The 13,289-nt window shown below is 49.9% G+C and carries 9 protein-coding genes; 5 read left to right on the forward strand and 4 right to left on the reverse strand.

Annotation, left to right across the window (positions count from 1 at the left end; genetic code table 11):
- Positions 1-32 precede the first annotated feature (32 nt).
- The 5 genes from OIK42_RS05405 (at position 33) to OIK42_RS05425 (ending at position 9,264) form a co-directional block, all read left to right on the forward strand.
- Complete coding sequence (locus tag OIK42_RS05405; protein ID WP_273638955.1) at positions 33-3,053, forward strand: TonB-dependent receptor; 3,021 nt, start codon at positions 33-35, stop codon at positions 3,051-3,053.
- Between the two features lie 147 nt (positions 3,054-3,200).
- Positions 3,201-4,193, forward strand: a complete 993-nt coding sequence (locus OIK42_RS05410) for a LacI family DNA-binding transcriptional regulator (protein WP_273638956.1) — start codon at positions 3,201-3,203, stop codon at positions 4,191-4,193.
- A gap of 74 nt (positions 4,194-4,267) precedes the next feature.
- A complete protein-coding gene (locus OIK42_RS05415) occupies positions 4,268-6,193 on the forward strand; it encodes a sialate O-acetylesterase (RefSeq protein WP_273638957.1) in 1,926 nt (641 codons plus the stop codon).
- 132 nt (positions 6,194-6,325) lie between these two features.
- The gene (locus OIK42_RS05420) at positions 6,326-8,128 is read left to right on the forward strand and encodes a sodium:solute symporter family protein (protein WP_273638958.1); all 1,803 of its coding nucleotides are present in this window, start codon (positions 6,326-6,328) and stop codon (positions 8,126-8,128) included.
- 128 nt (positions 8,129-8,256) lie between these two features.
- Positions 8,257-9,264 carry an MBL fold metallo-hydrolase gene (locus OIK42_RS05425; RefSeq protein ID WP_273638959.1) on the forward strand — a complete coding sequence of 336 codons (1,008 nt, stop codon included), beginning with the start codon at positions 8,257-8,259 and terminating at the stop codon, positions 9,262-9,264.
- Positions 9,265-9,478: 214 nt separating this feature from the next.
- Here the strand turns inward: OIK42_RS05425 and serA are convergent, their stop codons facing one another.
- The 4 genes from serA to OIK42_RS05445 form a co-directional block, all read right to left on the reverse strand.
- Positions 9,479-10,708, reverse strand: coding sequence for a phosphoglycerate dehydrogenase (serA, locus tag OIK42_RS05430; protein WP_273638960.1), 1,230 nt, complete (start codon positions 10,706-10,708; stop codon positions 9,479-9,481).
- Between the two features lie 171 nt (positions 10,709-10,879).
- Positions 10,880-11,533, reverse strand: coding sequence for a ribose-5-phosphate isomerase RpiA (rpiA, locus tag OIK42_RS05435; RefSeq protein ID WP_273638961.1), 654 nt, complete (start codon positions 11,531-11,533; stop codon positions 10,880-10,882).
- A 105-nt stretch (positions 11,534-11,638) separates the two neighbouring features.
- Positions 11,639-12,256 (reverse strand): 5-formyltetrahydrofolate cyclo-ligase, encoded by a 618-nt coding sequence (locus OIK42_RS05440; RefSeq protein WP_273638962.1) that lies wholly within the window; start codon positions 12,254-12,256, stop codon positions 11,639-11,641.
- Positions 12,257-12,300: 44 nt separating this feature from the next.
- The gene (locus OIK42_RS05445; RefSeq protein WP_273638963.1) at positions 12,301-13,245 is read right to left on the reverse strand and encodes a nucleoside hydrolase; all 945 of its coding nucleotides are present in this window, start codon (positions 13,243-13,245) and stop codon (positions 12,301-12,303) included.
- Between the last annotated feature and the right edge of the window lie 44 nt (positions 13,246-13,289).

Raw genomic sequence — 13,289 nt, forward strand, 5'->3', positions numbered from 1 at the left:
AGCATTGCCTTTTAGTAACGTAGGGACCAAACATGAATTTACTTAGTAACAACACACGCAGTTTTACCCGCTCCACACTTGCACTGTGTATTATTGCTTCCATGCACCAGGGGGTAGCAATAGCTCAGGAAGCAGAGGAGGGCGCTGTTCCTTCCGATGCTGAGATTGAAGTAATCAATGTCAGCGGGATCCGGGGGTCTCAAGAAGCATCGATTTTTAATAAGCGAAACGCTTCAACGGTTGTTGACTCCATTGCAGCAACGGATATCGGTAAATTGCCCGATGTCACTATTTCTGATTCGCTGCAGCGTATTTCCGGGGTTCAGATTCGTCGTTCGGCGGGCGAAGGTGCTTCGTTAAACATTCGGGGTCTGCCGCAGGTAGTAACGCAGCTAAACGGTGAGCAGTACCTTGGTGCTAATTCGGTGGTTTCTACACAGCCAAACTTTAGTGATATTCCGTCTCCATTGTTTCGCGGTGCCGACGTCTTTAAAAACGCGACCGCAAATCTTGGTAATGCGGGGATTACCGGTACGGTTAACCTAAAAACTTACCGTCCGTTTGATTTTGATGAAGGTTCCACCTTCAGTGGTGCGGCCGAAGTGCAACGTGGTGATGAAACCCGCGAAAGTGATCCTAACCTTTCTGCACTTTATAACTGGCAAAATGGCGATGTAGGTTTTATGTTGTCGGGGAACTACGCAAATGTAAACCTGGCTAATTACTATAATGGTCTAAATACCGGCTCCCCCGGCGATGCAGGCTGGACCGACAGAACCAGTGCAGCTGATATTGGCGCGCCCGGCAGAGATGGCAGGGTAATCCTCGGCGCTCAGGGCTTTTCTGCCTGGAATCAGGCCACTGAACGCGAACGGATTGGCATCAATTCGTCGACCCAGGTAGATCTGGGCGAAGGTTTTGTATTTACGGCCGACTTCTTTTACACCGAACAAGAAGAATACAATCGCAAACTTGGCATGAGTGCCACGAATAAATGGGGCCCGCGAGGCTGGTTTACGCCTACTGAAGAACGTCCAACCGGCGCTATGATCGATGGCGGTGAAATGTACGCCTGGCAGAGCGCTGAGCTGTACCCGTCACGATTGAAGTCATTTACCCAAAATGACGTATATAACAACCGCTCAACTAACTTAAACCTGCAGCTGGACTATGACAACGGCGGTGCGTTTAGCGGTCAGTTTCGCGCTATCATTGGTCGTGCTAGCCAGGAGCATCGTCATGGTTACAACGAAGGTGACTTAACCAATGGCCAAACCACACTGGGCAGAACCACTAATCTGATACCGGCCGACAAATGTGGTCCGGATGATGAGGTCGTTGGCGATCAGGGGGGGTGTTTGCAGGCAATCAACCCGCTGGGTTACAGCGAAGCCCCTCATCTTAGTTATGATACAACCGGTGAACATCCGGTATGGAGTGGTTTTGATCGTCAGCTAGCCGGAGGTTTGGGCGCAGGCGCAACGATTGCCGACTACATGGGCAATCTGGCCAGCTATAATGTTGGTGCATTCAGCTCCGAAAACAACGAAAACGCCGAAGGCGACGTTAACGCGTTTAGTATGAAAGGTAAGTACCTCTTTGATAGCGGTAATATTACCAGCCTCGAAGCGGGCATCCGCTACGGTCAGCGCGGTGCAGATTACGAGCGTTATCACCTGTTCTCGCCAGTGCAAACGGCTGGCTGTATGGCTCAGTGGAAGGCTACCGACGTGCTGTTAGGTGCCGATGCTCCGTCATGTTCAGATGGCGAAATGGTTAACGGCGAGTTTATGCCTTACGCTGCATTGGAGAGCATTCCGCTGGATCAATACAATAACGTAGTACAGGTTACCGATTACGGTCCGGTAAGCGGAATTCCAGGTGCCTGGGCCGTTGATCCGGCTGATTATGACGACCCGGAAGCGTTTCATAACCGGGTATTTGGTTCTTCCACTCGCCAAATCGTGCCAGGTTCGAGCTTTAGCGCGGATGTGGCTGAGCTGAGCTACTTTTTGCAGGTAAACTTTGAAGGTCTCGACGGCTTGCTAAGTGGTAATGCGGGTGTCCGGGTGATTGAAACTGACCTCACTGTTAAGCAAAATATTGCCGGCGATAACCTGCCATACAGTGGCACGGCCATTGATACCGGTGACGTGCTGACGAAGCGTGATTACACCGATGTATTACCGTCATTAAACTTGTCGTACAGCGTTACTGATGATGTAGTGGTGCGTTTTGCTTACTCCGAAAACATGACGCCGCTAAACCTGAACCAGTACGGTGAAGGACTCACTCTGAACAATGCACTGGATTCTGTCGCTGGCAGCCCAACCGAGGGACAGTTTATTGTCACTGGCGGTAGCCTGGCGGGTAACCCTGAGCTGGATCCATGGCGCTCAACTAACTACGATCTGTCGGTTGAATGGTATACCGGTGCCGCAAGTATGGTCAGTGCCGCGATTTTTCGGGTTGAAATTGACAGCTTTACGGTATCGGAAACGGTTGATATGGAAATGCCCGATGCCGACGGTGTAGTTCGTCGTTCAGTACCCATCAATACGCTGGTGCAGGGCGAGGGCGGCACACTGGAAGGTTTTGAAGCGGGCGCTAAGCTGGCATTCAGTGACTTTGTCGACAGCGGCAATCTGCTGGCCAGTTTTGGTGTGGATACCAACTTCACCTATTCGCCCAGTGAAGGTTCTGGTACCGATATCTATGGCGAAGAGAACATGTTTAACGACAACTCTGAGCGCCAGTTTAATATGATTGGCTGGTATCAGGGAGATCGTTTTGAGGCTCGCATTGCATACAACTATCGCAGTGAGCGACTCGCCGGTCAGGGCGGCTGGGGTGCGCTGAATCTGTATCAGGCGTCGACCGCGTATGTGGATATTTCCGCCAGCTACGATATAGACGATAATTTTACGGTATACGCACAGGGATCTAATATTACCGGCGAATACGAAGATTATTATTTACAGTGGCAGGATCAGTATGCTTTTCAGAACTACTATGAAACCCGCTACATTATGGGTGTAAGAGCTAAGTTCTAATTAAAATGCATGTTAGTTAGGGGTACGTTTAGTGCCCCTTATGATTTACACTGCTCAATAAACTAACAAAATACTCGGTAAACCGGGGTGTTCGGATCCCAGGACGTCATTTGACAAGGCTTTGAACATGAAAACCAGAAATGAATAATGGCTACAATACGTGACGTATCAAAAGAATCAGGCTTATCTATTGCTACGGTTTCCAGGGCAATCAGCAACCCTGAAATGGTCTCTGAGGAAAGCCTTCGCAAGGTCAACCTGGCGATAGAAAAGCTCCAGTACCGGCCTAACTTATCGTCACAGAAATTTCGTTTGCAGCGAACCAACACCATAGTGGTTTTGGTGCCAAATATAGCTAACCTTTTTTTTGCTCAGTTAATCAGTGGTGTCGAAGACGTCGCTATTCGCAAAGGCTATAACGTACTGCTAGGCGACACCCGGGATAACGTAAGCCGCGAAGAAGAATTTATTAGTCTGGTGGATACCCGCCAGGCCGATGGTTTGATTCAGCTTAGACCCAATTCACCCACCAAAATGCTGCCCTCAGCCAATATTAAAGCCGTCAATGCGGCCGGATGTTCGGGAACGCCCTCTTACTCTGTTCGAATTGATAACATCGAAGCGTCGTCAAAAATAGTTAAATATCTGTTAGATCAGGGGCATCAGCGTATCGGCGTCATTTCGGGGCTGGGCGATAACCCACATTCTGTTGACCGATTGCAGGGCTATAAGAATGCGCTGGCCGCGGCGGGAATAGGGTACGACGAAGAGCTGGTTATCGAGGGCGATTTTACGTTTTGGTCGGGTTATAACGCGGTAAGACACTTTGTCGCAATGCCGAATCGTCCTACCGCTTTGTTTTGTATGAGCGATGAAATGGCAATTGGCGCCATAAAAGGATTAAAAGAAAGCGCCCTGAGTGTGCCAGGGGATATGTCTGTTACCGGGTTTGATGATTTGGCGGTGTCTAATTACAGCGACCCGCCGCTCACCACGGTGCGTCAGCCTGCCACACAAATTGGCGAAAAGGCCGCCGAGCTGCTCTTTCAGCTGATTGAAGGTGAAGCGCCTAAACTCAAAGAATATATTTTGCCTTTCGAACTGATAATTCGTGAAAGCACCCGTCCTTATTCCTGTTAATGGGCGGGCCATAGCGCTATCCCATGCTCTCAAAGTGGTATAAGCGGCGTAAAATTACAATAAGGATCACTATTATGACTAAGCGTCTGTTCACTCTGGCGTTAAGCCTGTTGTCTGTGTCGGTTGTGCAGGCTGTAACATTGTCACCATTGTTTTCTGATCATATGGTACTGCAACGTGATAAAGCCGTCATGGTATGGGGAGACACCCTGCCGGGACAATCGGTTAGCGTATCGATTGATGGCCACACGCAGCAAGTTCAGGCCGATAGCCAGGGGCTTTTTAAGCTCAGGTTAACGCCCCATAGTAAAGGCGGGCCCTATCAGCTCACTGTTACCGCCGATCAAACCATAGTGCTCAATGATGTTTGGTATGGCGATGTGTGGATTGCCGGCGGACAATCAAATATGGAGTGGAATCTGGGCGATGAAACGGTCGGTCACGAACAAGAAATCGCTCTTGCGGCCAGCCGAAAAATCCGTTTTTTTGATGTGCCCAATACGCTTTCTCCTGTTCCAGAAACGCAACTCCCAAACAGTGAATGGCTTGTTGCCAATCAGGACAATGCCGGTTCCTTCTCGGCCGTAGCGTGGTTTTTTGCCCGCCAACTGGCCCAGCAAGAAGATGTTATGGTGGGGATTATCGAAAGTAACTGGGGCGGCACGCCGGCCGAAGCCTGGACCGATGTGAAGGTGTTAAGTTCTGTGGAGGGCTATCAGGCTAAAGCTGAACAAGTGCAACAGACCACCGACTGGCAACAACAACTCGTCACCAACGAACAAATGAGTCAGCTTAAATGGCAGCGCATTGGCAATACTGAGGAGGCTATCGCCACTGGCGCTGCCGGGCTGGATTTCGATGACAGTGAGTGGCCCGCAACCACCTTACCAAATGTTCAGCCTTTTCATGATTTTACCTGGCTGCGCCACCACTTTACTTTGACCGCGGCGCAATTAGAGCAAACGATAGAGATTAATCTTGGTGACATCGTGCAAAATGCCATGGTGTTTTTGAATGGCAAGCTGCTTGGCACCGAAGATTGGAGGAACAGCGATTCGCATTATGTGTTACCCGCAAGCCTGCTTAATGAAGGTCGCAATGTCTTTACGGTTCGGGCGACGAATGACTGGGACAACAATGCATTCGTCGGAAAACAAGGCCAACTGTGGCGTAAAATTGGCCGGCAGAAAATCGATATTGCGGCGCAATGGAAGGTGAGTAATAAGGTTGAAGCGCCCATGCCCGAGGTCAAAAACTACAGCTTTACGCCCGGTTTTTTATACAACGCCATGATCCATCCGTTGCTGCCGTTTACCAGCACAGGTGTTATTTGGTACCAGGGAGAAAGCAATGTCGACCAGCAGGCTTACTATGAGGGGCTATTCGAGGCAATGATCACCAATTGGCGTGATCGCGCCGGTGATGCTGAATTGCCGTTTTTATTTGTGCAGTTAGCGGCTTATTTACAGCCCGAACCGGTGCAGCCTGACAGCGCCTGGGCGTATTTACGCGATGCTCAGCGAGGTGCTTTGTCATTACCTGCTACAGGTATGGCGGTAGCGATTGATGTAGGTAATCCCGACGATATTCACCCCCGCAACAAACGCCCGGTTGGCGAGCGACTGTGGCGCCAGGCGGCAACACGGGTTTATGGTTATGATGTAGTCGACTCTGGTCCGGATTTTCGCTTTGCAGAGCCAAATGGGCAGTCTTTAGTGCTGCACTTTGACAACGCTAAAGGTCTGCAGACCATCGATGGGAAGGCGCCTGGCGCGTTTATCATTGCCGGTGACGACAAAGTGTTTTACCCCGCATCGGCGAGCATTGAAGGCAATACTATTAAAGTCTCCAGCGCCAGCGTAAAAGCGCCAGTGGCGGTGCGCTATGGGTGGGCCGATTACCCGAATGTTAATCTGATCAACAACCAGGGCTTACCCGCAGTGCCATTTCGTAGCGACACCTGGGCGGCTTCAACGGTGAGCGCCGCAAACGACAATTAAGACAGCTCCCCGCCGGTTGTTTATAGACTGACACTGTAATCCGGGGGATTTGTGTTGAAAAAATAGTGCAATAGGCATAAGTTGTCGCGCAGTTATTTGTCGTCTCTACACCGTCGCTTTTGGCCGGGACTTATGCAATTGTCATTTTTGGATATCGCTATAATCACTGTTTATATTGCGGCAGTGGTGAGCCTTGGCATCTTTGCCTCGCGGGCTTTTGGTCGTTCGGCTCGCGGGTATTTTCTGGCCGGCAACCGAATTCCGTGGCCGGTACTGGGCATGTCAAATGCCTCTGGGATGTTTGATATCAGCGGCACCATGTGGATGGTGTCACTGCTTTTTGTGTATGGCGTTAAGAGCATCTTTATTTCCTGGCTCTGGCCGAGCTTCAACCAGATATTTCTGATGATGTTTTTGTCAGTGTGGTTGCGACGTTCTGGAGTAATGACGGGCGCAGAATGGATCCGGTTGCGATTTGGCGAAAGTCGTGGGGCCAATCTCAGTCACCTGATTGTGGTGGTCTTTGCACTGCTTGGTGTATTGGGCTTTTTGGCCTATGGATTTATCGGCATAGGCAAGTTTGCGGCGGCGTTTTTACCCTGGCAACTATCCACCCAGAACCACCTCAATGAAATTTGCTACGGGCTGATTATTACTGCCCTAACGGTTATTTATTTGCTCAAAGGTGGGCTCGGCAGTGTTGTCATAACCGAAGTGCTGCAATTTGTGGTCATGACCATTGCCTGTATTGCGATTGGAGTGATTGCAATGATAAAGGTAACGCCTGAAATGCTCGCTCGCGCGGTTCCGGATGGCTGGATGACCCTACACTTTGGCTGGGAACTGGAAATAGACTGGTCGCAATTATTGCCGTTGGCCAATGATCAGATTGCCAGCGACGGTTACTCATTTTTTAGTGTATTTATAATGCTGGTGCTGTTTAAAGGTATCCTTCAAAGCCTGGCAGGCCCGGCGCCAAACTACGATATGCAGCGCATTTTGTCGGCGCGGAGTCCTTCTGAAGCCGCCAAAATGAGTGGCTTTGTCAGCGTGGTGTTGTTGTTTCCGCGCTACATGATGATAACCGGCTTAACGGTTCTGGCCCTGGTGTTCTTTACCCCACAGCTTAAAAGTATGGGCAGCGGGGCTGATTTTGAGCAAATCCTGCCATTTGCCATTACCAACTTTTTGCCTGCGGGGGTGCTCGGGCTGGTTGTGGCAGGGTTACTGGCAACCTTTATGTCTACCTTTGCTGCCACCGCTAACGCAGCGCCTGCGTATATCGTTAATGATATCTATCGGCGTTATATTAACCCACAGGCAAGCGAACCACGGGTCATGCGGTTAAGCTATATCGTTACTGTCGTGTTTGTGATCCTGGGCTGTGCCGCCGGTATTTTTATGTCGTCGCTAAACAGCGTAGTGATGTGGCTGGTGTCTGCACTTTACGGCGGCTACACCGCGTCAAACCTGCTTAAATGGTATTGGTGGCGCTTTAATGCCATCGGTTATTTTGGCGGCATGGTGGCCGGACTATTCATTGCCATTCCGTTGATGTTTACCGCGCTATCACCCTTGTATGTATTTCCGGTGATGTTTGCCGTGTGTCTGGCTACCTGTATTGTCGGGAGTTTGTTAACGCCAGCTGATGATATGCGTGTGTTGAAAGCTTTTTACCTGAAAACCCGCCCCTGGGGTGCGTGGCAGCCGGTAATCGCTGCGCTGCAAAAAGACAATATAAGCTTTACGCCCAACCGGGATATGCAAAGAGATCTTACTAATACTGGAATCGGCCTGATATGGCATACCTGTTTAGGACTATTGCCAATCTTTTTGGTGGTAAAAATTTGGCATGCGTTCTTTGTGACTGCGGCCATTGCTCTGGTGACATCGGTGTATCTGAAAAAGCACTGGTGGAATAAATTAGCCGATTAATCGCCGGGTACATAAAAAACAATCAGTAGCGCTGCCACTATAGGTTTATCATACCGTTCAACGGCATTTTTGACCGGCCTTGGTTAAACGTTAGAATGTGCCAATACTTTTTTTATTAAGGTAATAACATGCCTGTTACCAATCGTTTATCCGGCGTTTTCGCCGGCGTCCTGCTGTTTGGCTGCACCGCTAGCGCGAGTGACTTTGACGTTGTACCGCTGGGCGTTCAGGGCGGCTTAAACGAAGCCAACCTATCCAGTTACCTGGTGTCTGTGGCAGCTAAAAATCAGTTTTTGGCGCTGGATGCTGGCACCCTGAGTAGCGGTATAGACAGCGCCTTTGCACGTAATGCGTTTGCCGAAGTTGCATGGCAAAGCGGCTCCCCTTACAGCGCCAAAGGGCAATTGCTGCGGGATCACATTAAAGGTTACGCCATTTCTCACGCGCACGTTGATCATATTGCCGGCCTTGCTATTAACGCCACTGACGATGCTAAAAAACCGTTGTATGGCTTCTCTGATACCCTCAACAAGCTTCGCGACCACCTGTTTAACTGGCAGTTGTGGCCCAATTTTGCTGATCAGGGGGCAGAATTTGCGTTGGCAAAATATCGCTATCAGCCGTTGTCTGCTGGTACACCCGTAAACTTAGATGAGCTGGGTATGCGCCTGACCGCTTATCCGCTGAGTCATTCCGGGAGCTCATTGTCGGCGGCGTTTTTACTACAACACAACAATGCTGCATTGTTGTATCTGGGTGATACCGGCCCTGACAGTATCGAAAAAGGCCAGCAACTTTATGCCGTATGGCAGCAGGTGGCGCCACTGGTTAAACAAAACCAGTTAAAAGCACTGTTTATTGAAAGCTCATACCCCAACAGCCGGCCAGACGATAAACTATATGGTCACCTGACACCACGTTATGTGCTGCAAGAACTGACCGTGCTTGCCAGTTTGGTTAATCCGGAGCATCCGGACATCGCACTAAAGGGCCTTAAAGTGGTGATTACCCATATTAAACCCTCCTACCTTAAGAGCGAAAATAGCCAGACTATCATTCAGCGCGAACTCACCCGTGCAAACAATCTGGGGGTTGAGTTTGTGTTTGCGCAGCAAGGTGAGCTTTTACACTTTTAAGCGGGGCTGGTTTTACCAGGAAAACAGGGCATTGGGATAATAGAACGAAGCGAAATACACACCGTGCCCCGCTAAGCGTTTAAGCTTAGCCAGAACGACGGTGTGGATAGGAAACCGGCGAGGGCGCTATCTATCCGGTATTGGCCTACCCGGTATTAGCTTACCGGGTGTCAGTTTACCGGGAATTGGCTCGCCGTTAGTTTCTGCGCCAGAATCAATGCAGGACGCGGGTTTTAATGGTGCCGCTGATTTGCATGAGTTCAGACAGGGCTTCATCAGCTTTGTCGGCTTCGACATCAATCACCACATAACCAATTTCGGCGTTGGTTTGCAGGTACTGCGCTTCAATGTTGATGCCTTTTTGAGCAAACGCCTGGTTGATTTGAGTTAATACGCCCGGACGGTTTTCGTGAATATGCAGTAACCGTGAACGTTTTACGTTTTCAGGTAACGACACCTCAGGGAAATTAACCGCCGACAATGTTGAGCCGTTGTCGCTGTATTTCGCCAGCTTACCCGCTACTTCAATACCGATATTTTGCTGCGCTTCCTGCGTACTGCCGCCTACGTGTGGCGTTAATATCACATTGTCGAATTTACGCAGTGGCGACTCAAACTCTTCGTTGTTTGATTTTGGCTCAACCGGGAATACATCGATAGCGGCGCCGCCAATGTGACCCGATTCTAACGCGTCGGCCAGCGCGTCAATATCAACAACGGTTCCCCGTGAGGCATTAATTAAGATACTGCCGGGCTTCATTTGAGCAAGTTCGGCTTTACCAATAAGATCCTTGGTTTGCACGGTTTCAGGCACGTGTAAGGAGACAACGTCAGACATGGCTAAGAGTTCGTTAAGGGTCTTAACCTGTTCAGAATTACCCAGCACCAGTTTATCTTCGATGTCGAAGAACCGCACTTTCATACCCAGGTGCTCTGCCAGTATCGACAATTGCGTACCAATGTGGCCATAGCCAACGATACCCAGTGTTTTGCCACGCGCCTCATATGAACCTTCCGCGCTTTTATCCCAGCCACCACGATGCGCTTGCGCATTTTTTTGCGGGATCCGGCGTAACAATAAAATTAACTGACCCAGCACCAGTTCAGCCACTGAACGGGTATTTGAGAAGGGCGCATTGAATACCGGAATACCACGGGCCTGAGTGGCTTTTAAATCTACCTGATTGGTGCCTATACAAAAGCAACCCACAGCCACCAGTTTACTGGCTGCTTCAACCACTTTCTCACTGATATGAGTACGCGAACGCAGACCAACAAAATGCACGTCTTTAATTTTTTCAATTAATTCATCTTCGGGCAGCGAGGTTTTTAAATACTCGATATTGGTATAACCGTTCGACTGCAGGGTTTCCAAGGCGCTTTGGTGTACACCTTCCAGCAGTAAGATTTTGATTTTATCTTTAGATAATGAAAATTTGCTCATTGCATCGCTTCTCAGTCAGGGAGTTAAAGAGACATCTGGACGTCTATATGGGTAAAATACCATAAAGCTGACAGAAGGTGAAAGCGCTTTATGGCATTTCTGCCGCTTTGCGAGGCCAAGGCTGATACCATTTTGTTATATAACCTTGCCATCAGGATTAATGTGGGGTAATTACCGTGTCGCTACGCCACCTTCTGTTGCTACCAGCACAACATCGGCACCCCGGATACCAAAAATACCGTTGGTTACCACGCCGGGAATATTATTAATGGCTTTTTCCATTGCGACCGGATCTAAGATTTCCAGGTTATGTACATCCAGAATCACATTGCCGTTATCGGTGACCACACCCTGGCGGTACTCAGGATCGCCGCCAAGTTTAACCAGCTCACGGGCAACATAAGAGCGCGCCATGGGAATTACCTCTACCGGTAAAGGAAATTTACCTAATACGCCAACTTCTTTGCTGTCATCAACAATACACACAAAGGTTTTAGCCACCGCAGAGACGATTTTCTCCTGCGTGAGCGCAGCGCCACCGCCTTTGATCATGTGTTTGTGCTCAGTGACTTCATCGGCACCATCAACATACACAGACAGGCTATCTACATCGTTGAGTTCAAATACTTCGATACCGAGGGCTTTAAGACGTTCAGTTGAAGCCACTGAACTGGATACGGCACCGGCAATCTGATGCTTAATATCTGCCAGGGCATCAATAAAATGATTTACCGTTGAGCCCGTGCCTACGCCAATGATGGTGTCGGGTTCTACATATTTTACTGCAGCGCGGCCAACCGCCTGCTTCTTGGCATTTTGATCCATGCGTTTATTCGCTATCCGCTGATAAAAGAGGCCGTATTTTAGCCGATATACGGCCAGATAAACAGCATTTCACACATAAGGATTGGTCGGCCTGTGGCCTTAAGATCAAATGTTTAGTGACAAGGTAATAATTTGGCCGGGCGTCACGATACAATCCAGAGGAATGTCCCAGCTTTGCACAGGCAACGTATCAACCTGCTGGCAGTCATGGGCTATTCCCACCAATAGCGGACGCCTTTTAAGACGATACACATGGGCTAAGGTGCGGTCGTAAAACCCTCCGCCCATGCCCAGGCGGTTACCCCTGGCATCAAAACCGACTAACGGCATTAACAACATGTCATGTTCGTGCAGTAACCGGATCTGGGTCGAGTTTAATTCAGGCTCGTGAATACCAAACCGGTTGGCTGTCATTGGGGTAGTGGGTGTGTAGTTTTGAAACAATAAATGCTTGCCGGTAAAGGGGTGCAATAATGGCAGCGATACCGCTATTGTCTGCTGGTGACACGCCGCCAGGGTAGGGCCCAGCATTATTTCACCATCATTTGCTAAATATCCCGCAACACGGCGGGTTTGGCTGGTAAACATGGTGAACAATTGTTGGCACACCGCCGTTGCTGCGTGCTGTTGGGCCGTGTCGCTAAGCGCGCGACGACGCTCGCGGAGGGCTTTGCGCAATTGCTGACGGCTGGTTAGAGCAGATCGAGGAGCGTTAATGGTCATGCCTGGCACCATTGGCCTGCCAGCAATCTGGCAGGCCAGAGTCGTTAAAGGGCGTAGGTATCGATAAACAGTTGGAACAGTTCGTCGTGCTTCACGCCAGTAGCAGCCTGCACAAAGGGGGCTTCGGTCCAGAGTGGGCTGGCTGTGGTACCCGGCGGCGCAACAATGGTCTGACCGCGATTTAAGTCGTCGGTGGAAATGCGAATATTGCCGCGGGTAAACTCAAAGAGTTCCGGCGCCACCAGTTGCGCTAATGGGAACGCATCGTGAAAGAAACACACTTTTTCGTCGCGGTTTTGTGAGTAGAAGTCGATATAAAACTGTGACGCCTGCTGCACAAATCCGCCCAGGGTGGGGTTCTTTGCAGCGAGGATGTTAACAAACTCAGGATCCGTTGGCGCAAATAAGGTGACATCCAGGCCAAACATTTTTACTTCCCAGTCGGCTGAAAACACAATATCGGCGGCGTGCGCGTCATTCCAGATATTGGCTTCGGCAACCGGGGTAACATTACCCGGAACAAAGGCTGCGCCACCCATAATACTGATACCTTTTACCAGCTTGGGCAGGTCAGGCTCCAGTCGCAGTGCCATAGCAATATTGCCCAGCGGGCCAATGGCAACCAGGGTAATTTCGCCCGGATGCTGTCGGGCCTTATCGACAATAAATTGCGCTGAGTCACGCGAGTCCAGCTCGCGGGTAGAAGGCGGATAATTGATATTGCCAAAGCCATCATCGCCATGCACAAAGTGCGCGTATTCCGACTCCGGACCCACCCATGGCATCGCCACCCCTTTGGTAACCGGAATATCCTGACGCCCGGCAACATCACACAGGGTTAAGGCATTACGGGCAGCCATAGCAACCGGAATGTTGCCATAAACAGTGGTCAGACCCAACACTTCGATGTCTGGGTGCTGAAACGCAAAAAAGATAGCCATGGCGTCGTCGATGCCGGGATCCGTGTCTAAAATAATCTTATGTGTCATTGTTTTCTCTTTTCTATTCTTTAGCTGTCGTCAGTGTCGGGTTC

This window comes from Alteromonas gilva, from assembly GCF_028595265.1.
Classification (GTDB): domain Bacteria; phylum Pseudomonadota; class Gammaproteobacteria; order Enterobacterales; family Alteromonadaceae; genus Alteromonas; species Alteromonas gilva.

Bases quoted from the DNA above. Each gene is read 5' to 3' on its own strand.
- OIK42_RS05425 (WP_273638959.1), top strand. From the start codon at position 8,257: ATGCCTGTTACCAATCGTTTATCCGGCGTTTTCGCCGGCGTCCTGCTG.
- serA (WP_273638960.1), bottom strand. From the start codon at position 10,708: ATGAGCAAATTTTCATTATCTAAAGATAAAATCAAAATCTTACTGCTG.
- rpiA (WP_273638961.1), bottom strand. From the start codon at position 11,533: ATGGATCAAAATGCCAAGAAGCAGGCGGTTGGCCGCGCTGCAGTAAAA.
- OIK42_RS05415 (WP_273638957.1), top strand. From the start codon at position 4,268: ATGACTAAGCGTCTGTTCACTCTGGCGTTAAGCCTGTTGTCTGTGTCG.
- OIK42_RS05410 (WP_273638956.1), top strand. From the start codon at position 3,201: ATGGCTACAATACGTGACGTATCAAAAGAATCAGGCTTATCTATTGCT.
- OIK42_RS05420 (WP_273638958.1), top strand. From the start codon at position 6,326: ATGCAATTGTCATTTTTGGATATCGCTATAATCACTGTTTATATTGCG.
- OIK42_RS05445 (WP_273638963.1), bottom strand. From the start codon at position 13,245: ATGACACATAAGATTATTTTAGACACGGATCCCGGCATCGACGACGCC.
- OIK42_RS05405 (WP_273638955.1), top strand. From the start codon at position 33: ATGAATTTACTTAGTAACAACACACGCAGTTTTACCCGCTCCACACTT.
- OIK42_RS05440 (WP_273638962.1), bottom strand. From the start codon at position 12,256: ATGACCATTAACGCTCCTCGATCTGCTCTAACCAGCCGTCAGCAATTG.